Annotated in this window: 24 protein-coding genes and 1 pseudogene; 14 read left to right on the forward strand and 11 right to left on the reverse strand. The window is 52.8% G+C overall.

Annotated features, from left to right (window positions below; all coding sequences use genetic code 11):
• The first annotated feature begins 2 nt into the window (after nucleotides 1-2).
• Complete coding sequence (locus tag ACZ41M_RS10245; RefSeq protein WP_464732154.1) at nucleotides 3-1,118, forward strand: restriction endonuclease subunit S; 1,116 nt, start codon at nucleotides 3-5, stop codon at nucleotides 1,116-1,118.
• Nucleotides 1,119-1,169: 51 nt separating this feature from the next.
• On the opposite strand, the pseudogene ACZ41M_RS10250 reads toward ACZ41M_RS10245, so the two are convergent.
• A pseudogene (locus ACZ41M_RS10250) lies at nucleotides 1,170-2,281 on the reverse strand (IS3 family transposase).
• Between the two features lie 215 nt (nucleotides 2,282-2,496).
• Here ACZ41M_RS10250 and ACZ41M_RS10255 point away from each other — a divergent pair.
• The 10 genes from ACZ41M_RS10255 to ACZ41M_RS10300 all read left to right on the forward strand — a co-directional run bounded on the left by ACZ41M_RS10255 (nucleotide 2,497) and on the right by ACZ41M_RS10300 (nucleotide 12,724).
• Nucleotides 2,497-3,141, forward strand: a complete 645-nt coding sequence (locus ACZ41M_RS10255) for an ion channel (protein ID WP_464731265.1) — start codon at nucleotides 2,497-2,499, stop codon at nucleotides 3,139-3,141.
• A gap of 17 nt (nucleotides 3,142-3,158) precedes the next feature.
• Nucleotides 3,159-3,725 carry a crossover junction endodeoxyribonuclease RuvC gene (gene ruvC / locus ACZ41M_RS10260; protein WP_464732153.1) on the forward strand — a complete coding sequence of 189 codons (567 nt, stop codon included), beginning with the start codon at nucleotides 3,159-3,161 and terminating at the stop codon, nucleotides 3,723-3,725.
• Nucleotides 3,722-4,246, forward strand: coding sequence for a PIN domain-containing protein (locus ACZ41M_RS10265; RefSeq protein ID WP_464731264.1), 525 nt, complete (start codon nucleotides 3,722-3,724; stop codon nucleotides 4,244-4,246). The genes ruvC and ACZ41M_RS10265 overlap by 4 nt, the downstream gene beginning before the upstream one ends.
• Before the next feature lie 52 nt (nucleotides 4,247-4,298).
• Nucleotides 4,299-6,092: a phospholipase D-like domain-containing protein gene (locus tag ACZ41M_RS10270; RefSeq protein ID WP_464731263.1), complete on the forward strand. Its 1,794-nt coding sequence runs from the start codon at nucleotides 4,299-4,301 to the stop codon at nucleotides 6,090-6,092.
• Between the two features lie 466 nt (nucleotides 6,093-6,558).
• Nucleotides 6,559-7,599 (forward strand): rod shape-determining protein, encoded by a 1,041-nt coding sequence (locus tag ACZ41M_RS10275; protein ID WP_464731262.1) that lies wholly within the window; start codon nucleotides 6,559-6,561, stop codon nucleotides 7,597-7,599.
• Between the two features lie 25 nt (nucleotides 7,600-7,624).
• Nucleotides 7,625-8,554 (forward strand): rod shape-determining protein MreC, encoded by a 930-nt coding sequence (gene mreC / locus ACZ41M_RS10280; RefSeq protein WP_464731261.1) that lies wholly within the window; start codon nucleotides 7,625-7,627, stop codon nucleotides 8,552-8,554.
• Nucleotides 8,555-8,565: 11 nt separating this feature from the next.
• Entirely contained in the window at nucleotides 8,566-9,069 is a 504-nt protein-coding gene (gene mreD, locus ACZ41M_RS10285; RefSeq protein ID WP_464731260.1) for a rod shape-determining protein MreD, read from the forward strand.
• A gap of 16 nt (nucleotides 9,070-9,085) precedes the next feature.
• A complete protein-coding gene (gene mrdA, locus ACZ41M_RS10290) occupies nucleotides 9,086-11,029 on the forward strand; it encodes a penicillin-binding protein 2 (protein WP_464731259.1) in 1,944 nt (647 codons plus the stop codon).
• A gap of 2 nt (nucleotides 11,030-11,031) precedes the next feature.
• Nucleotides 11,032-12,132, forward strand: coding sequence for a rod shape-determining protein RodA (rodA, locus tag ACZ41M_RS10295; protein ID WP_464731258.1), 1,101 nt, complete (start codon nucleotides 11,032-11,034; stop codon nucleotides 12,130-12,132).
• Nucleotides 12,133-12,211: 79 nt separating this feature from the next.
• Nucleotides 12,212-12,724: a septal ring lytic transglycosylase RlpA family protein gene (locus ACZ41M_RS10300; protein ID WP_464731257.1), complete on the forward strand. Its 513-nt coding sequence runs from the start codon at nucleotides 12,212-12,214 to the stop codon at nucleotides 12,722-12,724.
• Nucleotides 12,725-12,800: 76 nt separating this feature from the next.
• Here ACZ41M_RS10300 and rsmI read toward each other — a convergent pair whose 3' ends face one another.
• Nucleotides 12,801-13,685 (reverse strand): 16S rRNA (cytidine(1402)-2'-O)-methyltransferase, encoded by an 885-nt coding sequence (gene rsmI, locus ACZ41M_RS10305; protein WP_464731256.1) that lies wholly within the window; start codon nucleotides 13,683-13,685, stop codon nucleotides 12,801-12,803.
• Nucleotides 13,686-13,771: 86 nt separating this feature from the next.
• On the opposite strand from rsmI, the gene ACZ41M_RS10310 reads away from it, so the two are divergent.
• Entirely contained in the window at nucleotides 13,772-14,245 is a 474-nt protein-coding gene (locus tag ACZ41M_RS10310) for a YraN family protein (RefSeq protein ID WP_464731255.1), read from the forward strand.
• A 77-nt stretch (nucleotides 14,246-14,322) separates the two neighbouring features.
• Nucleotides 14,323-14,838: a TlpA disulfide reductase family protein gene (locus ACZ41M_RS10315; protein ID WP_464731254.1), complete on the forward strand. Its 516-nt coding sequence runs from the start codon at nucleotides 14,323-14,325 to the stop codon at nucleotides 14,836-14,838.
• A gap of 82 nt (nucleotides 14,839-14,920) precedes the next feature.
• Here the strand turns inward: ACZ41M_RS10315 and ACZ41M_RS10320 are convergent, their stop codons facing one another.
• The 6 genes from ACZ41M_RS10320 to hppD form a co-directional block, all read right to left on the reverse strand.
• A complete protein-coding gene (locus ACZ41M_RS10320) occupies nucleotides 14,921-15,229 on the reverse strand; it encodes a 4a-hydroxytetrahydrobiopterin dehydratase (RefSeq protein WP_464731253.1) in 309 nt (102 codons plus the stop codon).
• Nucleotides 15,226-16,086, reverse strand: a complete 861-nt coding sequence (phhA, locus tag ACZ41M_RS10325; RefSeq protein WP_464731252.1) for a phenylalanine 4-monooxygenase — start codon at nucleotides 16,084-16,086, stop codon at nucleotides 15,226-15,228. Before phhA ends, ACZ41M_RS10320 begins: the two co-directional genes overlap by 4 nt.
• A 34-nt stretch (nucleotides 16,087-16,120) precedes the next feature.
• A complete protein-coding gene (maiA, locus tag ACZ41M_RS10330; RefSeq protein WP_464731251.1) occupies nucleotides 16,121-16,756 on the reverse strand; it encodes a maleylacetoacetate isomerase in 636 nt (211 codons plus the stop codon).
• 23 nt (nucleotides 16,757-16,779) lie between these two features.
• Nucleotides 16,780-18,117: a fumarylacetoacetase gene (fahA, locus tag ACZ41M_RS10335; RefSeq protein WP_464732152.1), complete on the reverse strand. Its 1,338-nt coding sequence runs from the start codon at nucleotides 18,115-18,117 to the stop codon at nucleotides 16,780-16,782.
• 20 nt (nucleotides 18,118-18,137) lie between these two features.
• Nucleotides 18,138-19,439 (reverse strand): homogentisate 1,2-dioxygenase, encoded by a 1,302-nt coding sequence (gene hmgA, locus ACZ41M_RS10340; RefSeq protein WP_464731250.1) that lies wholly within the window; start codon nucleotides 19,437-19,439, stop codon nucleotides 18,138-18,140.
• Between the two features lie 102 nt (nucleotides 19,440-19,541).
• The gene (gene hppD / locus ACZ41M_RS10345) at nucleotides 19,542-20,624 is read right to left on the reverse strand and encodes a 4-hydroxyphenylpyruvate dioxygenase (RefSeq protein WP_464731249.1); all 1,083 of its coding nucleotides are present in this window, start codon (nucleotides 20,622-20,624) and stop codon (nucleotides 19,542-19,544) included.
• 154 nt (nucleotides 20,625-20,778) lie between these two features.
• On the opposite strand from hppD, the gene ACZ41M_RS10350 reads away from it, so the two are divergent.
• Nucleotides 20,779-21,261 carry an Lrp/AsnC family transcriptional regulator gene (locus tag ACZ41M_RS10350; protein WP_464731248.1) on the forward strand — a complete coding sequence of 161 codons (483 nt, stop codon included), beginning with the start codon at nucleotides 20,779-20,781 and terminating at the stop codon, nucleotides 21,259-21,261.
• Between the two features lie 114 nt (nucleotides 21,262-21,375).
• Here ACZ41M_RS10350 and ACZ41M_RS10355 read toward each other — a convergent pair whose 3' ends face one another.
• The 3 genes from ACZ41M_RS10355 to ACZ41M_RS10365 form a co-directional block, all read right to left on the reverse strand.
• Nucleotides 21,376-22,020: a CoA transferase subunit B gene (locus ACZ41M_RS10355; protein ID WP_464731247.1), complete on the reverse strand. Its 645-nt coding sequence runs from the start codon at nucleotides 22,018-22,020 to the stop codon at nucleotides 21,376-21,378.
• Nucleotides 22,021-22,031: 11 nt separating this feature from the next.
• Nucleotides 22,032-22,733, reverse strand: coding sequence for a CoA transferase subunit A (locus ACZ41M_RS10360; RefSeq protein ID WP_464731246.1), 702 nt, complete (start codon nucleotides 22,731-22,733; stop codon nucleotides 22,032-22,034).
• Nucleotides 22,734-22,857: 124 nt separating this feature from the next.
• Complete coding sequence (locus tag ACZ41M_RS10365; protein WP_464731245.1) at nucleotides 22,858-24,060, reverse strand: magnesium transporter CorA family protein; 1,203 nt, start codon at nucleotides 24,058-24,060, stop codon at nucleotides 22,858-22,860.
• Nucleotides 24,061-24,192: the final 132 nt, after the last annotated feature.

Genomic DNA, 24,192 nt, shown 5'->3' on the forward strand with positions numbered 1-24,192 from the left:
CCCTGCTCAATGATAAGTTAAAGGCGGTTGAGTGGGGTGAGTATAAACTGGGTGAGTTGTTTGAAATAAAAGGAAATCCGCAACTAAATAAGGATAGTTTTACGTTTAGTGAAAATGGTAAATACCCATATTTCACAAGAACTGTATTTAATAATGGTATTGCAGGTTATGTTGATTATCTAAATGAAGAAAATAAAATTGCAGGTAATTGTTTGGCTGTTGGTATGATAGGAATGCAGTTTTTTTATATGGAAAATGACTTTTATGCTGGTCAATTTACCAAAAGGGCGATACCGAAATCATTTTTACTAACACAGCGAATTGCCCATTATTTCATTACTCTGTTGAATAAAAACCAGCTTGTTTATCAAAATGTCCTAGTTAGGGATTTTGAACAAGTGTTTAATAATACAAAAATTCAGCTTCCTATTAAACATGGTGAAATAGATTTCACCATTATGGAGGAGTTTATAGCAGAGCTAGAAGCTCAGCGTATAGCAGAGCTAGAAGCTTATTTGTCTGCTGCTGGTCTTAAGAACTTTGAGCTGACTTTGGAAGAAGAGCAAGTATTGAGCAATTTTGCAATGATGGAGTTTGAGTCATTCAAAGTAGTAGATGTGTTTCAGGTTAAAAATTCGGGCAACATCTTATCGAGAGATATTGTGGAAAACAGTGGTCAAACGCCGTATTTGTGCGCAAGCAGTGAAAACAATGCGGTTAGTTCGTATATTTCATTTAATGAAGCTCTGATTGATAAAGGTAATTGTGTGTTTATTGGTGGAAAAACTTTTGTTGTCAGTTATCAGGAAAAAGACTTTTATTCCAATGATAGTCATAATCTTATTTTGTATTTGAGAAACGAAAACCAAAGGAACAAACTCAATCATTTGTTTTTGGCGACTTGTGTCGATAAAGGACTGGGGCATAAATATTCTTGGGGAAACAGTATTAGTAATAAAAAGATTCAGACAGATGTTTTCATGCTCCCGACTCAAAATCATGAGCCGAATTTTGCTTTCATGCAGACCTTTATTTCTGCCGTACAAAAATTGGTGATTAAAGATGTAGTGCATTACGCGGATAAAAAAATAGCGGCTACTAATCAAGTGGTTCGGTAATACCCCCTAAAAGGGCGGCATCTAAAAGTAGAATCAACACAAGTCCTGCGTTTAGTGCAGGACGCGTGAGTTTGTTAAAGCCATCATACGCGTTTGCGCTGGAGTGAATCCACCGAGCGACATATGAGGACGGTTGTTATTGTAACACCACAGCCACTGTGTCGCCTCGATTTGAGCGTGTTCGAGTGACTCAAATAATGTCTGATTGAGCAATTCATAGCGCATGGTTCGGTTAAAGCGTTCAATGTAGGCGTTCTGCTGTGGGTTTCCAGGTTGGATGTAGAGCAGTTTAATGTCGTGCTTTTGCGCCCATTGTTGGTAGTGGTGGCTGATGAATTCAGGGCCGTTGTCCGAGCGTATCGCTTGAGGTTTACCACGCCATTCAATGAGTTGGTCGAGATAGCGCGTCAGCGTGGTTGCGGGGATTGAGAAGTTGATTTCTGCCAACAACCCTTCTCGGTTGTGGTCGTCAATGACGTTGCATGAGCGGATGCTGCGCCCATCCTCGAGGTTGTCGTGGGTGAAGTCGATTGACCACGTCACATCCATTGCGTCGGGCACTTCGAGTGGTTGCGGTGTTTCTCGGTCAAGGCGTTTGTTGGGAATCAGGCGCAAGTTGAGCCCGAGTTTGCAGTAAATGCGGTAGATGCGTTTGTGGTTGTATTTCCAGCCCAAGACGTTGCGGATGTGCAGGTAGCATAATCGAAAGCCCCATGTGTTTTGTCCTTTGGTGGTGGTCAACTCGATCAGTTTAGCGGCTATCATGGCGTTGGCTTGCGCGCGCGTTGGGATGTGGCGAAAGCGTTTTTCTGAGATACTCATGAGTTCGCAGGACGCACGGATGCTGATGTTTTTATCGTTGTGCAGTTGTTGCGCCATCTCTTTACGAGATGACGCGCTTACTTTTTTGCAAGGCACTCCTTGAGGATGTCGGTGTGCAGCTGGGATTCGGCATAGAGTTTTTTCAGGCGCGTGTTCTCGGCTTCTAAGGCTTTGAGGCGGCTCATGAGGTTTGCGTCCATGCCTGCGTATTTGCTGCGCCATTTGTAGAAGGTGGCACTGCTGATGCCATGCTCACGACACAGTGCGGGTACGGGTACGCCTGACTCGGCTTGTTTTAGAATGCTGGCGATTTGGCTGTCGCTGAATTTGGATACTTTCATGTAAAACTCCTTTGGGTTAGTTTAAAGGGTTCTACTTTTAGGTGCTGGCTTTTTTAGGGGGTATTACCGTTCAACGGCATTAGCTAGGTTAGGAATGAATGATCCAATACGTTTGATATTGCGTTTTTGTATCTCTTTTTTCTCCGCCGCCCTTTGTGACGCACATCGGGCGGCGTTTGTTTTATACTGCGGCTGTTAATCAATCTGAGGTGTTTATGTTTGCGACTTTGAAGCGTTTGCCGTCGGCGTGGTTGTTGTTGGTGCAGTTGGTGATGTTGATTTCTGCGCCGATTTTGAGCAGTAATACAGGCACGCACGCTTTTTCGTGGGTTTTGAGTGCATTGGCTTTGCTGTTGGTGGGCGTGGTGATTCGCAACAGTCCTATTTTCAATAGCATTGGGTTTGTCTTGGTCGGTGCGGCTTTGGTGCTCTCGGCTCTGGTGGCGCTGGGGCATACCGAGTGGACGTTGTGGGCCAATATTGTTGAAGGTTTGGCGTATTTTTATGCAGCCTTTGGGATGATTTGGTATATGTTGGATGACCATGTGGTGACGCGCGATGAGCTATTTGCCGCAGCAGCGGTGTTTACTTTGTTGGTGTGGGGGTTTGCGTTTTTGTATTCGGCGTGTCAGTTGGTGTATCCGAATAGTTTTACGGCGGCGGTGAATAGTGAGCAACCACGCACGTGGCTGGAACTGTTGTTTTTGAGCTTTACCAGTATGAGCAGCACGGGTTTGGGTGATGTAATTCCGATTTCACCGCCAGCGCGTGTGATTGCCTCGATTCAGATGTTTTCGGGGGTGATGTATGTGGCGTTGATTGTGTCGCGTTTGGTCGGTCTGGTGGGTATGAAGAGATGACGAAGCAGGCGCAAACCATCCGTTTGCTGGGCATTGACCCGGGGCTGCGCTTTACGGGCTTCGGGGTGATTGATGTGTGCGGTCATGAGATGGTGTATGTGGCGAGCGGGGTGATTAAGGTGGCGGGTGAGGCGCTGCCGGAGCGTTTGCGCTCCTTGATCGACGGCGTGCATCAGGTGATTGATGCGTATCATCCGCATGAGTCGGTGTTGGAGAAGGTGTTTGTGAATATCAATCCGCAGTCGACGCTGCTGCTTGGGCAGGCGCGTGGCGCGGCGATGAGTGCGCTGGTGATGAAGGATTTGTCGGTGCATGAGTACACGGCTTTGCAGTTGAAAAAGGCGGTGGTGGGGCATGGCAAGGCGAAAAAGGAGCAGGTGCAGGAGATGGTGGCGCGTTTGCTCGGTTTGCCGGCGAAACCGCAGGCGGATGCGGCGGATGCATTGGCGGCGGCTATTTGTCATGCGCAGAATCGGGCGCAGTTGTTGTTGCTGGCTGAAAATGAGGCTTTGTCGGGTTTGGGTAAGCATGGTTTGGGTAAAAAGGGTGTTCGTATCAAGAATGGTCGGCTGGTGTCGTTATGAATGCGAGTGAGTCTGAGGCGGGGAAGAGTGTGGGTTTGACGGTGCAGCAGTGGATTTTGGATACGAATATTTGGTTGGATTGGTTTGTGTTTGCGCAGGCGGATGATGCGCCGGTGGTGCAATTGAAACGATTGATTGAACAAGGGCTTGATTCGCAGCAGCGCATTGTGATGACGCAGGCGATGTGGGATGAATGGGTGGATGTGTTGGCGCGGCCGCAATTTGCGATTGAGCCTGAGCGACAGGCGCAGATTTTGGCGCAGACGCGTGCGCTGGTGACGTTGCTGGCGGATGTACCGCCGCCGTTTGAGCGGATTCGCTGCACGGATCGGGATGATCAGGTGTTTATTGATGCGGCTTTGGTGCACCGCGTGGATTGGCTGATTTCGAAGGATCGGCATTTATTGCGTCTGCGCAATCGGGCGCGTCAGTGGGGTGTGCGCGTGGTATCGCCGCAGGATTGGCTAAAATCGGTCACCGCAGGCGCCGCCGCGCCGCGTGCGTCTCGTTCGGCGGCCTGAGTGATGGTGGAATGTTATGGCGATGGATGAGTGCCTAAGGCTAATGGGGCGAATGGGGTTGCGCCAGTGGATGCGGTGGCTGATGCTGTTGTTGATGCTCGGTTTGACGGGTTGCGCAAATCAGTTTCCCGCAGGCATGACGCCGAAACCGTTGGCATACGGTGAGAGTTTGCCGCTTCAGCCGTCTGCGCCTTTGGTTCGATTGGTTTACGATGCGCAAAAAAAACATGAGCAATCGTCAGTGTCGCTGGCAAAACCCTCTAAAATAGCACTGAATAGGACGAATTCATCGCTTGAGCCAACCCCGATTTCTGAACAGACACACAATATGGATGCACACACACTCACGCTGCAACAGCCCTCGCCGGAGGATTCGGCGGTGTATCCGTTGTCGAATGGTGTGGAGGCGTTTGCTGCGCGCAGTGCGCTGATCAAGAACGCGCAATACAGCTTGGATTTGCAGTATTACAATATGGAGCGTGGTTTGAGCACGCGGCTGTTGTTGCGCGAGATCGTTTCGGCGGCGGAGCGTGGCGTGCGCGTGCGGGTGCTGCTGGATGATCGTGAACAGTTGGGGCGCGACAAGGATATGTTGATGTTGAACGCGCATCCGAACATCGAGGTGCGGGTGTTCAATCCGATCAAAAAATTTCGCGCGAATCTGCTCACCCGCTGGACGGTATTTTTGTCCAATCTGAGTACCTTGCGTCGGCGCATGCACATCAAAATGTGGCTGGCCGATGGCGTGCTCGGCATCACCGGCGGGCGCAATTTGAGCGATCGATATTTCAATGCGGGCGAAGAGGATAATTTCTCGGATATGGATGTGCTGCTCGCAGGGCACGTGGTGGCCGATATGCAAAAGGGTTTTGATGCGTATTGGAACTCGAAACAGGTCATGGGCGTGGATGATTTCGATGCGAAATACCTCGAACTGCGGCGTGAACAAATCGCCAAAATGTTGTTGAGTACGAATCGTTTGACCCGCAAAGAGCGGGTGCAGCGCCACCCGTATTTGCAGGTGCTCAAGCAAACCGAGGACAGCATGTTGGACGAAGTGGTGAACCGCATGGTGTGGGGCAAAGTTCGCTTTCTGATGGATCCGCCCGATAAAATTACCCGACCACCCGAGCCGCCGATGATTCATTTGCCGAATAAAGATGAAATTCGGCGCGACACGCAAGTGTTTGACGCCTTGATTCAGGCCATGGATCGTGCGCAAAACGAGGTGCTGGTGGTGAGCCCTTACTTTTTGCCCGGTGACGAATTGACCGATTTTTTGATCCAATTGCAGCAGCGCGGCGTGGCGGTGACGGTGTTGACCAATTCGCTGCAATCAAACGATGTGCCAGTGATTCATGGGCATTACGATTATTACCGTGATCGATTGTTGGCGGCGGGTGTTGGTCTGTATGAATTGCGCGGCTATCCCGACGTTGCGCCGGAGCCGGAGTGGCGTCATCCGATTTTCTCGATTCGCGGTTCGCGCACGGCTTTGCATTCCAAGGTGGTGGTGATTGACGGCAAGGAGAGCTTTGTCGGCTCGATGAACCTGGATCACTGCTCGGTCACGGGCAATACCGAGGTCGGGGTTTTGGTTGAGCAGCCGCAGTTGGCTGAAAAATTGCGTCAATTGATTATCACTCAGTTGAACCCGAGGTTCAGTTTCCAGATGCGACAGGACGCGCAAGGCAAGACGTATTGGTATTTGGGTGCGGATCCGGCGACCGATGAGGCCGCAGGCACTGCCGAGCCGAGCGGGACAAAAATAAACCGTGAGCCGGGTAGTTTTTGGCGTCATCTGCAAAAATACGTCGGTTCAATGCTGCCTGAGCACTATATGTAAACGTTGAAATTGGGGACAGGTTGGTCGGTGGGTTTCGGATTGGATGAGTAGAGTATCGGTTTGTGCTGTGTGTGTGGTGTGTGCGGATTGAATGGTGCCGCGCAGGCGATAACCACACATAAGTCAATGTTTTTAAGCAGAAATTATCACAAAATTACCACGAATTTGCGGGTTTTCCTGTATCATTACGCGCTTGCACACTTTGGCGTAGATCGGTGTTTTCTGTGGTTGGGGCAAAGCTCCGTAAAAGTCACACAAAAAGCTGGTTTAATGACGCCGCGCAAAATCCGCCGATTCGATTCTCCAAACAAACCGCCGCTGCGGTCAACAGAAGTTTTACACAAGGCATTGGAATCAATGCGCGAGCAATCGGTGCGGTCAACAGAATTTGAGTGGTCAACGCCTCATTTTAAGGAGGATGTTGACCCGTCACGATTAAAAATGATTGGGTGAACAAAGGGATAACATGTTTAATTTTATACGCAAATATTTTTCAAATGACTTGGCGATTGACTTGGGTACGGCCAATACGCTGATTTATGCCAACGGCAAAGGCATTGTGCTGGATCAGCCATCGGTGGTGGCGATTCAACACGACACCAAAACCGGTCGCCCGATGGTCAAAGCCGTCGGCTCGGAAGCGAAACTGATGCTCGGTAAAGTGCCGGGCAATATCGACGCGATTCGCCCGATGAAAGACGGTGTGATTGCCAATTTCAGCATCACTGAAAAAATGCTCGAATACTTCATCCGCCAAGTACACGAATCCAATTTGTTCAAGCCCAGCCCGCGCATCGTGATTTGCGTGCCGTGCGGCTCGACCCAAGTGGAGCGTCGCGCGATTCGTGAATCCGCCGAAAATGCCGGCGCATCCGAAGCGCACTTGATCGAGGAGCCGATGGCGGCGGCACTGGGCGCGGGTTTGCCGGTATTTGAAGCGCGCGGCTCGATGGTCGTTGATATTGGTGGCGGTACGACCGAAGTCGGTGTGATTTCATTGGGCGGCATGGTGTATAAAAACAGCACGCGCGTCGGTGGCGATAAATTCGACGAATCCATTGTCAACTACATCCGTCGCAACTACGGCATGTTGATCGGTGAGCCGACCGCAGAATTGATCAAAAAAGAAATCGGTATGGCTTTCCCAGGCGCGCAAGTGGCCGAGATGGAAGTCAAAGGCCGCAATTTGGCCGAAGGCGTGCCGCGCAGTTTCACGGTCAACTCCAATGAAATTTTGGAAGCCATTTCCGAGCCGCTCAACGCGATTGTCTCCACGGTGAAAATCGCGCTGGAGCAAACTCCGCCGGAATTGAGTGCGGATATTGCCGAAGCCGGTATCGTATTGACCGGTGGCGGTGCATTGCTCAAAGATTTGGATCGCTTGTTGCAAGAAGAAACCGGCCTGCCGGTATACGTGGCTGATGACCCGCTGTTGTGCGTGGTGCGCGGCTCGGGTATGTCTTTGGAGCACTTGAACCGCTTTAGCTCGCTGTTCGTATACGAATAATCTTTGACGCAGGATCAGGAGCGTCATGGACTCCAGCTACAATTTATTTCGTCGCACGACTCCCGACTGGATGCGCGTGCTCATCGCCAGTGCCATTGCGATTGCCATGCTCGTACTTAACGGGCCACCGATCGTGCGAGATGCGCTGGCGTGGGCGTTCGTGACGCCGGTTCAGCGTGTCGTGCATACTGCGCGGGTTTGGGTCGCCGACTATCTGGTACACGGCTATCAGGTACAAAGTTTGGCTTTGCAAAACCGCGACCTCGTGGCGCAAAACGAGGGCTACGCCATGCGTTTGCACACCTTGGCCAGCGTTGAGGGCGACAATCAAGCCTTGCGCGCGCAGCTCGGGCTCAAGTCCAGCGCTCCCTATCCGCTTATTTCCGCAGAGGCGCTGTATCAAGTGGTTGATCCGTATATGCGCAAATTGGTGCTCAATATGGGTAGCCAAAACGGCGTGCAACTGGGGCAGCCGGTGATGACGCATGAGGGACTGCTCGGACAAATTACCGATGTGCAAATCAACACCGCCGAGGTTACGCTGATCACTGACACCAAAGTGAATGTTCCGGTGATGGTGCAACGCAATCCGTCGGTACGCGGTTTTATCAGCGGCGATAAAAGCGAAGGCTTTCTGGAGCTGCGGATTTTTAACCAAGAGTCCGCTGATTTGCAAAAAGACGATCTGTTGGTCACCTCGGGTTTGGATGGCTTGTATCCGGCCAATATTCCGGTGGCGAAAGTAGCGAATATCGCGCAGGCCGGCCCCGATGGCCGTTCGGAGTTGACCGTTGTGCCGCTGGTGCATGCGCTCAGCGTGCGTTATGTCGGCGTGATTCAGGTACCGAATTTGGCGGAAATGAAAGCCCGAAGCGACGCGCAAATCGAATTGGCACGCGAAAATCCGGTTCCATCCACCTTGGGCGCACGCACGCGTGAGCAGTTTAAAAAGTAACGGGGTAAGTCATGCGCTTTGAACAATGGTTGGCTTTGGTTCGCACGCGGGTCGTCATTTTGACGATGGCGGTGGCGTGGGCCTTGTCGTTCCTAACCTTTAGGCAAGCCATTTGGCTTGACTGTATGGCATTGATCTTGCTGTTTTGGAAGGTTTATCAGCCCGGTCGTATTTCTCTGTTGGTCGCGTTTGTGGTCGGCGTTCTGGTCGATGTACAGCAGTCTTCGCGCATGGGTGAGCACGCGCTGATGTATGTTTGGCTCGTCTATACCATGGGTTTGCTGGCGCCGCGCTTGCAATTTGCCTCCGTGTTCATCCATGCCTTGTATGCCACGGGCATGGTGTTTGCCGTTGAATTTCTGCGCGCGTTGTTTTACATCGTGATTTTGGGCACACATCCGCAGTTGTCCACCATGGTTTGGTTGCTTTTGGCCATCCCGATGTGGTTGCTTTTGGCCATCGTTTTGACCCGTGGCGCCAAGTCACGCAAGGTCGGCGAATGGATGATGCAGTGACGGGGCGATTGACAGTATGAAATTGTCCACACGCGCCAGTCTCGCTCAAGGTCAAGTATTTCGCCAACGCATTTTGGTGGCGTATATTTTGGTTTTGTTGTGCTTTGGTTTGCTGGTTGCGCGTTTTGTCTATTTGCAGGTATTCAAGCACGACGAATTGAGCCAATTGGCACAATCCAATCGCACCGCCCAAGTGCCGATTGAACCGGCACGCGGCTGGATCATGGATCGCCACGAATTTGTTTTGGCGCGCGACAATCCGGGCTTTGCGTTGGAAATCGTACCCAAAGAGCAAGAAGATTTAGAACAAACCATCGCCAAAATTCAGCAAATCGTGCCGGTCTCCGAGGCGGATATCAAGCGCTTTAATCGTCTGCGCGCCGAGAGCGACCCGTATGACAGCATTCCGATTCGCGCCAAATTGAGCGAAGAGGAAGTCGCGCGTTTTTCCGTACAGCAATTTCAATTCAAAGGAGTTTCGGTTGCCAAACGCAGCTTCCGCGAGTATCCGAACGGCGATCTGGCCGTACATGTGATCGGCTACGTGGGTCGCGTCAATCAGCGCGATAAAGAACGCATCAAGAAAAATGGTCTGGAGCAAGATTACCTTGGCACCACGCACATCGGCAAGCTCGGAATTGAACAAAGCTACGAGTCGTTGCTGCACGGTAAAAATGGTTACGAGCGGTTGGAGGTCATGGCTTCGGGGCGTCAAGTCGGCGTTTTGGGCGCGAAAGATCCGGTTCAGGGCAATAATTTGCAGTTGACCATTGATGCGTATTTGCAAGACCAAGTGGAAAAAGCCTTTGCCGGACGGCGCGGCTCCTTGGTCGCGATTGAGCCGAGTACGGGGCAAGTCTTAGCCTTCGTCAGCGCGCCGACGTATGACCCCAATCTATTTGTTGAAGGCATTTCGCAAGAAAAATGGGACGAGCTTAACGGCTCGATTCAAAAACCCTTGTTCAACCGCGCCCTGCGCGGCGCGTATCCGCCCGGCTCCACCTACAAACCGTTTATGGCACTGGCTGCGTTGCACTCAGGTGCGCGTGATCGCAATGCCATTATTCAAGATGGCGGGATTTACACCCTCGGCACGCATCGCTATCGTGACAGTACCGGCGGGCGCGGACATGGCGCGGTCAATATGTTCACCTCGATCGCGGTCTCATCCGACGTGTATTACTACAGTTTGGCGCACCAAATGGGCGTGGATTTGATGCATCAGGAAATCTCACGCTTTGGTTTTGGTGAGAAAACCGGCATCGATCTGGTGGGCGAAGAACCCGGGATTTTGCCGTCGAAAGAGTGGTTTTTCAAACGCACCGGCCGCGAGTGGTCGGAGGGGCAAACCATCAGCTTGGGCATCGGGCAGGGTGAAAATACTTTTACGATTTTGCAACTGGCCAATGCCACCGCGACGATTGCCAATAACGGCGTGCGCATGAAACCGTATTTGCTCAAGGCGAAAATCGACCCGTTGACTGGCCAGCGTACCGAGACGCAGCCGCAAGTGGCCGCTGACTTACAGATTCCGGCGGCGGACATTGATTTGATCAAACGCGCCATGGTGCAGGTGAATATTTCCGGTACGGGGCGTGGGATTTTCAACGGTCTGCCGGGCGGTTTGCCTGCGGGAAAAACCGGTACGGCACAGGTGTTTACGGTGAGTCAAACCTCTACTTACGCGCAAAGTATGCGCGGGGAGTTTATGCGCGATCACTCGCTCTACATCGCTTTTTATCCGGCGGATAAACCGCAAATCGCCATCGCTGCGATTGTTGAGAACGCCGGTTTTGGTGCAACTGCCGCCGCGCCATTGGTGCGACGCACGCTGGATGCCTTTGTCGCCTCACAAAATGGTCAGCGCATGCAACTGCGTGGCCGTAACCCAACATCGGCGCAGACCGGCTCTGCCAACGCCAGCACAGGTAATGCTGCTCATCAGGGACAAGGACAATAATCATGGTGCGTTTGCATAATTCCCGCCGATTTTTGCGCAAATTATTCTCGCCTCTGGATCCCGTGATGGTTGCGATTCTGATTTTGATCAGCATGATCAGCTTGGTCACCATGTACAGCGCATCTACCGATCGTCCCGATCGCTTTGCGCAACACATCCGTAACTTGGTGTTGTGCTGGGGTGTGATTGTCGCATTGGCCTATACGCCGCCGAAAGTATTCATGCGCGCCGCTGTTCCGGTGTATGTCAGCGGTGTGGTTTTATTGGTGGCGGTGGCGCTGTTTGGCGAAGTGCGTTTGGGTGCGCGCCGTTGGATTTTTGGTTTTCAGCCGTCAGAGTTACTCAAAATCGGCGTACCGATGATGATTGCCTTTTATTTTCACAATCTGGGTAATGTTCAGGGTAGACAGCTATGGAAGGCGTTTGGCGTAGCAACGATGCTGTTTGTCATACCTTTTTTGTTGATTGCCCGACAGCCGGACTTGGGTACGGGACTTTTGGTCGCGGCGGCGGGAACGTATGTGGTGTACTATGCTGGGCTGAGTTGGCGGGTGATTGGCGCTTTGATTGGCGTGGCTGTTGTATCTTTACCACTGGTGTATAACTTTTTATTGCACGATTATCAGCGTAGAAGGGTTGATGTTTTGCTCAATCCGATGGAGGATCCGCGCGGTACGGGATTTCATATCCTTCAGGCGCGAACCGCCATCGGCTCTGGCGGTTGGCTCGGTAAGGGATGGATGGATGGCACGCAGGCGCAGTTACAATTCATCCCCGAAAAGTCCACCGATTTTCTGCTCGCGGTCTATGCCGAAGAATTCGGCCTGATCGGTGTTTTACTGCTTCTTGTGCTATACTTAGCGCTTATATCGCGTGCTTTATCGATTGCTCATCAAGGGCAAACGCGATTTGATCGTCTGCTGGCAGGCTCCTTGGCCATGATTATATTCACCTATGTGTTTGTGAATATGGGTATGGTCGGTGGGATTTTGCCGGTGGTAGGTGTGCCACTGCCATTTATGAGTTATGGCGGCACTGCGCTTATTACCTTGGGCGTGGCCTGTGGCATGTTAATGAGTATTCGCCATCATCGAATCAGATAGGCGAGCTCAGTGGGTAAAGACCGCTCCGATACTAATAACTAACTTTGGTCAGAAGCCCGTCTAAATGGAGTAAGACGGAATGATTCGTTTTTTTCAAATTCGCAAGCAAATGCTTGCTACCGGCTTAGGCTTGGTGATGGGGTTATCCTTCATGAGCACGTCGGTTGTAGCAAAAGAGACCACTTCTAAAAAAGTGACTCAGGTTAAAAAAGCAGTACCCGCCACCAATAACGTGGCCAAAAATTCAACGTCGCGCCAAGTGATTAAAACCAGTTACTCACCGAATAACGCGGCAACGAAAATGGCTCAATCGGGAGTGGCGTCGTACTACGGTCCGGGTTTCCACGGCCGACGCACGGCAAATGGTGAGACATTCAATATGCATGCCATGACCGCCGCGCATCGTACCTTGCCGTTTGGGACGCAGGTGAAGGTCACCAATTTGGCCAATGGTAAAAGCACCATTGTCCGAGTGAATGATCGCGGACCTTATGCACATGGTCGTATTATTGATTTATCAGTAGCGGCTGCGAAACAAATCGGTTCAACCAGCTCGGGTACCGCCCGAGTGACTTTGGAAGTATTGAACTAAGGTCAGTTGTTTGAATCTAAAAACGCCATTGGAATCCCAATGGCGTTTTTTTATGCGAATGAGTTTGTGTGTGGGGTTATGACTGATTTTTCAGCGCCAGCGCGTGTGCATACACCTCATTTTTCGCCGCTTGCGTGAGCGTCACCGTGAGCGCGACCGCTTGCTTGAGTGGCAATTCTTTGAGCAAAACCGCCAATGTATTGTGCCACGCCGGATGCGTTTCTGCGCTCTGCGTGGCCGCTTCGTGCAGCACCAGCACATACTCGCCGCGGGGCTCAGACGCGGTTTTTAGCCACGCATCGGCTTCGCTCAAAGCGATTGTTTCGAAGCTTTCGTACAGTTTGGTCAGTTCCCGTGCGATGGTGAGTGTGCGCATCGGGAAGGCTTGCGCCAATGCCGCGACGGTGTCATGCAAGCGGTGTGGCGCTTCGTAGAACACCAAGGATTCGTGGCGCTGTTGCCATTGACTCAGTGTGTGCGCCCGCGCCGCCGATTTGGCCGGTAAAAAGCCGACGAAGCTAAAGCCGTGCTCCACGCCGGTGGCCGACAGTGCCGTCACCACGGCGCTGGCGCCCGGAATCGGCACCACGCGCAAGCCCGCAGCACGTGCGTGTGCCACCACACGCGCACCCGGGTCGGAAATCGCTGGTGTGCCCGCATCGGTGATCAAGGCGATGCGCTCGCCACGCTGCAGGCGCTCGATGATTTGCTGCGCGGCGGCATTTTCGTTGTGCTCATGCGCGGCGATCAACGGCTTTTGAATGCCGTATTGGTTCAGCAAGGTTTTGCTGTGGCGCGTGTCCTCACAGGCGATCGCATCCACTTTGGACAATACCGCCAGCGCGCGGATGCTGATGTCCGCCTGATTGCCAATCGGGGTGGCGACCAGATACAATGCGTGGGTCGGGAACTGTTGTTGCGCGGCGGATTGCCACAGCGCACTTAAAATTTCAGAAGACATAATGAGTAGGGATGAAAACAGATGCGTTACTCTAACATGAAAACCCGAGTCAACCGAAGCCTCCCGTCCATCCACGCCACGAACGCATGAAAAAAGCCATTACCCAACTGCTGAAAATCGTTCAAAAGTCATCGGCCGATCAGTCGCCAACCGCTGCTGAATCGGTCGCCAACGGTACGCAACGTCACTACGCGGCGCGTTCGCCGACGCAATTGATGGGTGAGCGCGGGGAGCTGATTGCGCGTCTATATTTGGAGCAGGCCGGTTTGCGCTATGTGGATGGCAACGTTGCTTCGCCGTTCGGTGAAATTGATCTCATCATGCGGGATGGTGCGGTTTGGGTGTTTGTCGAGGTAAAAATGCGTCGCTCCGAGGCATTCGGAGGCGCAATTGCGGCGATCACGCCGCATAAATTGGCGCGCCTGCGCAAAGCGATTGCGCTGTATATTCAAACGCATCCCGAGTGCGCACGGGCGGATTGCCGCATTGACGCCGTGCTGGTACAAGTGGCCGGTACTGCGCGTCATATCGAGTGGCTGCGCAACATCGATTCGGGTTGAGGTGGGCATTGGCGGATGCTGTTATAATCACGCCCAGACGCCATCAATTTGAGTGAATTTTTTGTTTAGGAATGCCAATGAAACACCACGCCAAATTACGGCTTGCAGCCGCGTTGACCGCCGTATCCATTGCCGCTGTCGGCTTGAGCGCTTGCGGCGGTAGCCAAGGCCAAAGTCCGTATGCTCAGGTGAAAACCGCAACCCTCGATCAAAAACCGGTGGATTTCGGCGCGATGCAACAAGCGGGCAAAGTCGTCATCGTCAATTTCTGGGCAACGACCTGCACCACCTGTAAAAAAGAAATGCCGAAAATGGTGGAAATGTACCAACAATACCACCCGAAAGGCGTGGAATACGTGGCCGTTGCGATGCAGTACGACAATCCAGAGATTGTGAAAAACTACACCGCCGAAAAACAATTACCTTTCCTAAATGTGTGGGACAGCGATGGCAAAATCGCCACAGCCTTCGGCGAGATCATTGGCACACCGACCACCTACATCATTGATAAAAACGGCAAGAGCAAAAAATACATCGGTGAGCCGGATTGGAAACAGTTCTACGCTGATTTAGACAAAGCCTTGGCCAGCTAACTGGTGCAGTTCGGTGCAATAAGAAACGGCAATGATGACAGATCATTGCCGTTTGTTTTGGTGTTTGGTGCGCGTTAGCGTGTTATTCGCTGGAACTAAATACCGCATCCATCCAGCGCGCCATCGCTACATCGCGTTGTGACAGGCCGCCCACATCGTGCGTGGTCAAGGTCACTTCCACGCGGTTCCAGACGTTGAACCATTCGGGATGATGGTTGTGCGCTTCGGCGTACAGTGCAACGCGACTCATGAAACCGAAAGCGGCATTAAAATCTGCAAAGACAAAGGTACGCGAAATCGCAGAACGCTTTTCATCGTACGTCCATGCGCCGATGCTCGGTAGCGCATCGTTGATTTCATTATGGCTCAGTGCGGTGGTGGATGGCTTCATGTGCGGCTCACAATTTGGTCGCCGACCTGAATCTGATCGGCAGAAAAACTCGGTAAAGCTTTGAGCTCATCGTAAATCAGGGTGAAATCGGCGCGGGTTTGGTCAAATAGCTGGGCAAAATCACGAATCACAAAATACGTTTTTTGCACATCGTCAATTTTATACTCGGTACGCAAAATTCGGCGCAAATCAAAACCGACGCGATGCGGTGCATCGGAATCCAGACTATACAGACTTTCGGCCTTGCTCGAAACAATGCCTGCGCCATAAATTCGCAAACCGTCTGCGGTTTGGATCAGGCCAAACTCCACCGTATACCAATACAGCCGCGCCAGCATCGGCAATACCTGCAAACGTTCGGCCTTCAGGCCACCTTCGCCGTATGCCTGCATATAATCCGCGAAGACCGGATTGATGAGCAGCGGCACATGACCGAACACATCGTGAAAGCAGTCCGGCTCCTGCAAGTAATCCATTTGCTCAGGACGACGCATCCACCAAGTACAGGGGAAACGGCGGTTGGCCAGATGATCGAAAAACACCTCGTCGGGGACCAAGCCATTCACCGCGACGATTTGCCAGCCGGTGTGTGCGCGCAAAATATCGTTCAGCTCATTAAAATCCGGTACGCGTTCGTGACTCATGCGCAGTTGTTGCAAGCCGCGTAAATACTCATCGCATGCACGACCGTTGAGCAATTGCGCTTGCCGCGCGTACAGCGTGCGCCAAGTTTGGTGATCCTGCTCGGTGTATAAATGCAGTGGCTGCTGAACGGTGTAATCCGCCGCCTGCGGCAGATCATCGGGGTGACTGGCGGTGTAGTGATCGGTTTTGCGATCGGGTGTGTTCGGTGCCATGCGTTTCTCCTCTGCGTGGCGAAGCGGTTGATCGTTACGATTGGGCTTGAACCGCCTCCGGCGTCGCGCGTGCAAAGGCGTCCAAAGCCAAACAGCGTTGTTCAATGGCCAGCATCGTTGGATAGGCGCTCAAATCGCAGTTAAAGCGTCGCGCGTTGTACACCTGCGGTACCAGCGCCAAATCCGCCAAAGTGACGGTATCGCCGAAGCAATATTGTCCGTGGGTGCTTTGAATCTGTTGCTCAAATGCCTCAAATCCGCTTTGAATCCAATGTTGATACCATGCGTCTTTGCCTGCCTGATCGGCGGCAAATTGCGCTTCCAAGCGGCGCAAGACGCGCAAATTATTCAGCGGGTGAATGTCACAGGCAATGCTCAGCGCCAACGCACGCACGCGGGCGCGACCGATGGCATCGTTGGGCAATAGCGCAGGCTGCGGGTAAGTCTCTTCCAAATATTCGCAAATGGCCAAAGATTGGGTTAAGAGTTGCTCGCCATCGAGCAGCGCCGGAACCAAACCCTGCGGGTTTTTGCTCAGATATTCAGGCGCGCGCTGGGCGTTGTCCAATAAGGACACAGGCACGCTGTCGTAGGCTAAACCTTTGAGGTTGAGCGCAATGCGCACGCGATAGCTGGCGGAAGAGCGAAAATAATCGTATAACACGCGCATGAATATTGCTCCGTTAACAGTGCTTACAGGGAATCAGCGGGCAATACGCGCCCGACGACTTCGCCAAAACCGATGCGCGGGTAGCCATCGCGCGCGCAGAACGCCGTCATTTTGACCGCATCGCCGTCTTGTAAAAACGTGCGTTGTTCGCCATTGCTCAGCGTGATCGGCTCTTTGCCGTTGGTAGTAATTTCAATTAACGCACCCGCTTGAGCCAAGCTCGGGCCGGACAACGTGCCGGTGCCGAGCAGATCGCCTGCGTTCAAATTACAGCCGTTGACCGTGTGATGCGCCACCATGTGCATGAAGCTCCAGTACGCATCGCGGTAATTGCCACGGGTCAAGTGATGCCATTGTGCCTGTGCTTGCATGGCGGCGGTTTGCACATGCACGTCCAGCGTGATGTCAATGCTGCCGTGTGCGCGAACGGTAGGTGAGTCCAAATACGGCAGTGGCTGAGGGTGGTCGCTCGGGCGATCCCATGCGCCCAAAAATGGCGCGAGGGCTTCGAGCGTCACAATCCACGGCGATACGCTGGTGGCAAAGTTTTTCGCCAAAAACGGGCCGAGCGGTTGGTATTCCCATGCTTGGATATCGCGCGCGGACCAATCGTTGAGCAAGCACAGGCCGAAAACGTGCGACGGTGTGTCGTCGAGCGCGATGGTCGCGCCCAAATCATTGCCCACACCGATGTATACGCCCAATTCCAATTCGTAATCCATGCGCTGGCTGGGCGATAGGCGCGGCGCCGGATCATTCGGCGCTTTCACCTGTGATACCGGCCGTTTAAAATCCGTACCCGAAATCACCACCGACGAGGCGCGGCCATGATAGCCGATCGGAATCCATTGATAGTTCGGCATCAAGGGTTGGTCGGGGCGGAACAGTTTGCCCACATTGGTGGCGTGGTAGATCGAGGTGTAAAAATCGGTGTAGTCGCCAATCTGCGCGGGTACGCTGTACACCACATCGGTTTGTGCGATCAGACATTGCGCCCACGCGCTTTGGATGTGTGCTTCGGCGGTGCTGCGCAAGCCACGCGAGAGCGCCAGACGCAAGGCCGACCATGCGTCTCGTCCCATTGCCATGAATTCGTTCAATGTGGGTGCGCTGGCGGCGCAGAGCGCTTGCAAAGCCAAGTCGCTGAATAATTCCGACTGCAATGCGGGGGTGGTTTGTACCAACTGCGCCAAGTCCAACACTTGGTCGCCAATGGCCACGCCGCCGCGAAAGGCCTCATCGCTGTCGCGTCGTTTAAAAACCGCGAACGGTAAATTTTGAATCGGAAAGTCGCTCGTGGCCTCATTGGCGCTGGCGAGCCAGCTGCGCAAATCGGGGTGATGGGTTTCGTTCAGTGTCATCATGGGCTGATTCCGTTCTCTTACATCGATTTAAAATTCGAGGTCAAACCTTGCCACACGTTCATGTAGTCGGGCTGAAAATGGGGTGCGTTCAATGCCGCTGGCGTCGGGTGCATAACCCAGCAGCTCTCGAGCATAAACGCCATGGTATTGCCTTGGTATTCGGGTTTTAGCTCGCTGGTAGACGCTTTGGCAAAGGTCGCGGCGTCAGGGCCGTGCGGCGACATGCAATTGTGCAGGCTCGCGCCGCCGGGAACAAAGCCGTCTGCTTTCGCATCATACACGCCTTCGATCAATCCCATGAATTCGCTCATGATGTTGCGATGGAACCACGGCGGGCGGAAGGTTTTTTCTGCCACCATCCAGCGCGGTGGAAAAATCACGAAATCACAGTTCGCCGTGCCCGCCACGGCGGACGGCGAGGTCAACACCGTGAAAATGGACGGATCGCAGTGGTCGAAACTGACGCTATTGACGGTATTGAAGTGCGCCAGATTGTAGCGATACGGTGCATAATTGCCGTGCCAAGCAACGACGTCCAGCGGTGAATGATCCATCGGTGCAGACCAAAACGCCCCATCGAATTTGGCGACCAATTCAAAGTCGCCTTCGCGCACTTCAAATGCTGCCACGGGGCTTTCAAAATCGCGCGGATTGGCCAAGCCATTGGCGCCGATCGGCCCCAAACCGGGTAACTCAAACGGTGCGCCGTGGTTTTCGCACAGATAGCCGCGTGATTCGGCGGTATCGCCTGTGGTGCGCACTTGAAATTTAACCCCGCGCGGAATGACCGCGATGTACAACGGCGGTACTTCGAGCACACCCATTTCCGTGTGCAAACGCAGCGTGCCTTGCTGCGGAATGAAGAGCATTTCCGCATCGGCGTTGTAGAAAAAACGCTCGCTCATATCGCGGTTGAAGGCGTATTGGTCAATCGTGATGCCCGCTTGTTGGCGAATCGCGCCATTGCCACAGACGGTGAACAGCCCTTCGAGGAAATCGCGCTCGCCATGCACGGTGGGCAAAGCACCCCAGCGCATCGGCGTGGGGTTGGTCGGCGCGGTAGAGGTCGGGTTGGCTGCGGCGACATCCAAATTCAGCGGGCGAAACGCGCCTTGCGCCACCGATGGGCGTGTGCGGTACAGCCATGAGCGCAGATTGTGCGAGCGCGGTGCGGTGAAGGCGCTACCGGTCAACTGCTCGGCGTAGAGGTCGTATGCGCAGCGCTGGGGCGAGTTTTGCCCGATGGGTAGGGTGTTTGGGCGAGCTTCGGTTGAAAAATGGTTGCGAAAACCGCTGAGGTAATGCAGTTGCAGACTCATGAGTGTCTCCGAAAATTCAGTGAACAGGGCTGGTGTGATTTGGGTTTTGCTTTTTATGAGTGTCCCATGCACCACACCCTGCGGTGTGACGCATGTCGGATTTTAGGCATTGAGTACGCCGCGATTGATTTGGTCTTGCTCAATCGAATCAAACAGCGCTTGGAAATTGCCTTCGCCAAAGCCGTCATTGCCTTTGCGTTGGATGATTTCAAAGAAGATCGGACCGATCACCGTTTGCGTGAAAATTTGCAACAATTTGTCCTCTTTGCCCACTTTGTCCATCGGTTCACCGTCGATCAAAATACGCAGGGCGCGCAGACGCTCAAGGTCTTCGCCGTGTCCGGGCAAGCGTTTGTCGATGTTGTCATAGTAGGTGTCGGGCGTAGGCATAAAATCCATACCATTCGCGCGCAATTCGCTCACGGTGCGGTAGATGTCGTTCGAGCCGAGCGCAATGTGCTGAATCCCTTCGCCGTTGTGTTCGCGCAGATATTCCGCGATTTGGCTTTTGTCATCCGCCGATTCATTGATCGGGATGCGAATTTTGCCGCACGGACTGGTCATGGCGCGTGAAAACAGGCCGGTGTGTTTGCCCGCGATGTCAAAGTAGCGGATTTCACGGAAATTGAATAATTTTTCGTAAAAGCCTGCCCATTTGTCCATGTCGCCGCGCTCAACGTTGTGCGTCAAATGATCGATATAGGTCAAACCTGTGCCGACAGGGTGCTGATCCACACCTGGAATGGGTACAAAGTCAATGTCGTAGATGCTGATGCCTTGGCCGTTTTCATCCAAATAGCGATCCACCAAATATACCAAAGAGCCGCCAATGCCTTCAATCGCCGGAATCTGCAATTCCATTGGGCCTGTGCCTGAGGCCACAGGCTTGGCGCCCATCGCCACGAGTTTGGCAAACGCATCGGCTGCGTTTTTGACGCGAAACGCCATCGCATTGGCGCTGGCGCCATGTTGATCGGTAAAGGCTTTGGGTTGGCCGCGGGATTCAGCGTTCAAAATAAAATTGATCTGTCCTTGACGGTACAACGTCACGTTTTTACTGCGGTGACGTGCAATGGCGGTAAAACCGAGCGATTCAAACAACGCGCCCAGTTTTTCCGGCTCGTCGGAGGCGTATTCAACGAATTCAAAACCATCTGTACCGATGGGGTTGTCCCAAGTATGCATGTGTGTCTCCAAAAATAGGTTTAATAAAATGGTTTTAATCAACCTTTGTGCGTGAATTGTACTGATAACATCGTGCAATTTTTGCGCATATATCGCTCAATAAAAATCATTTGTGCGATAAAATATACATAAAATTGAAAAATAGGAGATATTCATGCATTCCGTCGCTTTGGATGAATTTGATGTGCGTTTGCTGCATGCTTTGCAACAGGACAGCCGCCTGACCCACAGTGAGTTGGCCGATCGCGTATTTTTATCGGCATCACAGTGCCAGCGCCGCATCAAACGGCTGGAGGAATTGGGCGTGATTGCGCAATACGCGGTGCGTTTATCGCGCACGCATACCGGCTTTGGTGTGCTGGCGATCATTCATGTATCGATCGAAAAGCATGGCAAATTCCCTGCGCAGGAGTTCCAGCAATGGGCGCAAAACGCGCCACAGGTGCTGGAATGTTACGCAACCATGGGGGATTTTGATTATTTCTTAAAAGTGGTGGCCAGCGACTTGACCGCGCTCAATGAATTTATGATGCAACAATTGCTCAACTCTTCCATCATCCGGCAGATTCGATCGAATATTTTGTTGCAGGAGGTCAAGCTCACGCACGCTTTGCCGGTGCAGAAAAGTTTGGGGTGAGTGGGGCTGCTTGTAAAAAACAAACCCAGCCAACGGCTGGGTTTTGTGCATGTGACTGTTTAATGGACTTAGGAAAACGCGGAAAAAGTAGGGTTTTACTTTTTCCGTATTTCCTTAGCTAATCAATGGCACACCGGTTTTGCTTTGCGCGTATTCGAGGCTGACCTCAGGAGCAAGCTCGACGACGGTGATGCCGCGTTCGGTCACATCAAACACGCCTAAATCGGTGATGATGCGATCAACCACACGCACACCGGTCAGTGGCAGGGTGCATTCGGGCAGAATTTTGAATTCTTCACCGGAGCCGTCTTTTTTCTTGGCGGTGTGCTCCATCAGAATAATCACGCGTTTGACGCCAGCGACCAGATCCATTGCGCCGCCCATGCCCTTGACCCGCGCCCCGGGAATCATCCAGTTGGCCAAATCGCCGTTCGCCGAGACTTGCATCGCGCCCAAAATCGATAGGTCAACGTGACCGCCGCGAATCATGCCGAACGAATCCGCAGACGAAAAAATCGATGAGCCCGGGAGTGTGGTGATGGTTTGTTTGCCGGCGTTGATGAGGTCGGCATCGATTTGCTCTTCTGTGGGAAACGGGCCAATACCGAGCAATCCGTTTTCGGACTGGAGCCACACCTCTTTGTCGCTACCGACATAATTCGCCACCAATGTGGGCAGGCCGATGCCAAGGTTGACGTAAAAGCCGTCTTGCAACTCTTGCGCGGCGCGTTCGGCCATTTGATCTTTGTTCCAAGCCATGCGATTTCCCCTTATGATTCTGTACGTAATGTGCGCTGCTCGATCCGCTTTTCGGGATGCGCGTTGAGTACGATGCGGTCAATGAATATCCCCGGCGTGTGAACTTGGTCGGGATCAAACGTACCATTTTCAACGATTTCTTCGACTTCTACCACGGTGATTTTGCCTGCGGTTGCCGCCATTGGATTGAAATTGCGGGCGGTGCGGCGGTAAATCAGATTGCCCGATTTGTCGGCTTTCCATGCCTTAATTAACGCCACATCCGCAGTGAGCGCGCGTTCCATCAGGTAGGTTTCACCGTCAAAATCACGGGTTTCTTTGCCTTCGGCGACCAGCGTGCCGACACCGGTTTTGGTGAAAAAAGCGGGGATGCCCGCGCCGCCTGCACGCAGTTTCTCGGCCAGCGTGCCTTGTGGCACGAACTCCAATTCCAATTCACCGGCGAGGTACTGGCGTTCGAATTCTTTGTTTTCCCCGACATAAGAGGAAATCATTTTCTTGATCTGGCGCGATTCGAGCAACAGTCCCAGCCCAAAACCATCCACGCCCGCGTTGTTGGAAATGCAGGTCAACTGTTGCACGCCGGTATCGCGCAAAGCCGCGATCAGCGCCTCAGGAATCCCGCACAGACCAAAGCCGCCGACGGCGAGGGTCTGGCCGTCGCGCACGATGTCCGCGAGGGCGGCACTGGCGCTGGGGTAGATTTTGTTCATGCTGTCTCCTTGGTTATTTGCTTGTCGTGCATACGAATCGGCGGCGATTGTAGTCAGCAGCGCCGAATCGGTCAAGCGTTATGCTGCTGATATGGTGATAGTTTGATTGGATTCGGTTTGGGTTCTAAGTCAAGTAATCCGAATCATTTTGTTGTGACAGCAGTTGCGCGATGCTTTTTTTTCCGCGTCCGACGAGGCTTCTGCGGCGGAAATAGTACAGCAGCCCTACCGTGGTCAATACCATTACGCCGAGCATCAGCCAAAAGCCGTTTTTATTGTGCAGTCCGGGCATGATGTCAAAATTCATGCCATAAATCCCGGCCAATAGGGTCAGCGGTGCAAAAACTGCGGTGACGATCGCCAAAAAACGCATGGTTTCGTTGGTTTGGTTGGACGAGGCGGAGAAGTGCAGATCAATCGCCGATTGTAATGAGGCTTGCAGGCGCACGGTGTGGCGCTGCACGCGTTCGGCGTGCTCAAGTAAATCTTTGATGCGCACCAGCATGATGTCACGTCGTTGCCCCTGCGGTTGAATCAGTGGGCGCACGCTTTCGTTCGCATTCTCATCATCCACCTGATCCTCGATGAAGTTGTCGCGCAGCTCTTGCAGTGCGTCGATTTGCTCTTCGCACAGATTTTCCAATTGTTGCAGAGCGACGCTTTCGTTGAGCAATTGCGCCCATTGTGAGAAACGGTGGTTGCCTTGCAACAGTTCGGTTTGCCAGCTTTGGATCTGCTCGGTCAGCGGGGCGCGCATGTCGAGGTATTGGTCAATCAGCGCGTTCAGTAGTTTCAAACACAGGTCGAGCGGCGAAGTGGGTACTCGCTTGGCTTTGGGTATGCTTTCTTTGCTCATGCCTTCGGTGTGGCTTTGCATGAAGGCGTTGAGCCGCTGATGCATCTGCGCAAACACGGGGCTGTGCTCGGTGCGTATGGTGACAATCGCGTGGTCGGTGAGAATGAAGCTGACCGGTGAGGTGTTGATTTTATCGGGCGAAAAGATGTTCTTTTGCTCGGTGTCTTGATGGGCGGTTTGACGCAGTTGTTCCGGCAAAACCAGCTTGCGAAAAATCAGAAAGTCGTAGTCATCCGTTAAATCGAACGAGGACGGATGCTGTAAATTCAAGACGTCGGAGACGTGGTAGTCGTCAATCGGGATGCCGGTGAGTGATTGAACGGCGGCCTGCCAATGCTCCTCATCCAGCGCCACTTCGGAATGGTGGTAGTCCAACCAAACAAAGCCACCGGCTGCGAGCCATTGCTCAGAACGGGTCGTGCTGATTGTGTGTGCGCCATTGGCTTGCGTGTGAAAATAGTAGGCATTCATGTTGGGTCGGGTCGCTGTTTGGCCGCCGTTTGTTCAGCTTGTAGGAGAAGAGGGCGGCGGACAAGGGATGGAATGAAAATGGGCAAAAGGTCTAAAAAGTATACCGTCATAACCGCAAAAAGCGAAGCGCCG

It is taken from the genome of Puribacter membranae, assembly GCF_055380425.1.

Excerpts from the sequence above, each read along its gene's own strand:
- ACZ41M_RS10255 (WP_464731265.1), top strand. The coding sequence starts at position 2,497 with ATGTTTGCGACTTTGAAGCGTTTGCCGTCGGCGTGGTTGTTGTTGGTG.
- ACZ41M_RS10265 (WP_464731264.1), top strand. The coding sequence starts at position 3,722 with ATGAATGCGAGTGAGTCTGAGGCGGGGAAGAGTGTGGGTTTGACGGTG.
- ACZ41M_RS10270 (WP_464731263.1), top strand. The coding sequence starts at position 4,299 with ATGGGGTTGCGCCAGTGGATGCGGTGGCTGATGCTGTTGTTGATGCTC.
- ACZ41M_RS10275 (WP_464731262.1), top strand. The coding sequence starts at position 6,559 with ATGTTTAATTTTATACGCAAATATTTTTCAAATGACTTGGCGATTGAC.
- mreC (WP_464731261.1), top strand. The coding sequence starts at position 7,625 with ATGGACTCCAGCTACAATTTATTTCGTCGCACGACTCCCGACTGGATG.
- mreD (WP_464731260.1), top strand. The coding sequence starts at position 8,566 with ATGCGCTTTGAACAATGGTTGGCTTTGGTTCGCACGCGGGTCGTCATT.
- mrdA (WP_464731259.1), top strand. The coding sequence starts at position 9,086 with ATGAAATTGTCCACACGCGCCAGTCTCGCTCAAGGTCAAGTATTTCGC.
- rodA (WP_464731258.1), top strand. The coding sequence starts at position 11,032 with ATGGTGCGTTTGCATAATTCCCGCCGATTTTTGCGCAAATTATTCTCG.
- ACZ41M_RS10300 (WP_464731257.1), top strand. The coding sequence starts at position 12,212 with ATGATTCGTTTTTTTCAAATTCGCAAGCAAATGCTTGCTACCGGCTTA.
- rsmI (WP_464731256.1), bottom strand. The coding sequence starts at position 13,685 with ATGTCTTCTGAAATTTTAAGTGCGCTGTGGCAATCCGCCGCGCAACAA.
- ACZ41M_RS10310 (WP_464731255.1), top strand. The coding sequence starts at position 13,772 with ATGAAAAAAGCCATTACCCAACTGCTGAAAATCGTTCAAAAGTCATCG.
- ACZ41M_RS10315 (WP_464731254.1), top strand. The coding sequence starts at position 14,323 with ATGAAACACCACGCCAAATTACGGCTTGCAGCCGCGTTGACCGCCGTA.
- ACZ41M_RS10320 (WP_464731253.1), bottom strand. The coding sequence starts at position 15,229 with ATGAAGCCATCCACCACCGCACTGAGCCATAATGAAATCAACGATGCG.
- phhA (WP_464731252.1), bottom strand. The coding sequence starts at position 16,086 with ATGGCACCGAACACACCCGATCGCAAAACCGATCACTACACCGCCAGT.
- maiA (WP_464731251.1), bottom strand. The coding sequence starts at position 16,756 with ATGCGCGTGTTATACGATTATTTTCGCTCTTCCGCCAGCTATCGCGTG.
- fahA (WP_464732152.1), bottom strand. The coding sequence starts at position 18,117 with ATGACACTGAACGAAACCCATCACCCCGATTTGCGCAGCTGGCTCGCC.
- hmgA (WP_464731250.1), bottom strand. The coding sequence starts at position 19,439 with ATGAGTCTGCAACTGCATTACCTCAGCGGTTTTCGCAACCATTTTTCA.
- hppD (WP_464731249.1), bottom strand. The coding sequence starts at position 20,624 with ATGCATACTTGGGACAACCCCATCGGTACAGATGGTTTTGAATTCGTT.
- ACZ41M_RS10350 (WP_464731248.1), top strand. The coding sequence starts at position 20,779 with ATGCATTCCGTCGCTTTGGATGAATTTGATGTGCGTTTGCTGCATGCT.
- ACZ41M_RS10355 (WP_464731247.1), bottom strand. The coding sequence starts at position 22,020 with ATGGCTTGGAACAAAGATCAAATGGCCGAACGCGCCGCGCAAGAGTTG.
- ACZ41M_RS10360 (WP_464731246.1), bottom strand. The coding sequence starts at position 22,733 with ATGAACAAAATCTACCCCAGCGCCAGTGCCGCCCTCGCGGACATCGTG.
- ACZ41M_RS10365 (WP_464731245.1), bottom strand. The coding sequence starts at position 24,060 with ATGAATGCCTACTATTTTCACACGCAAGCCAATGGCGCACACACAATC.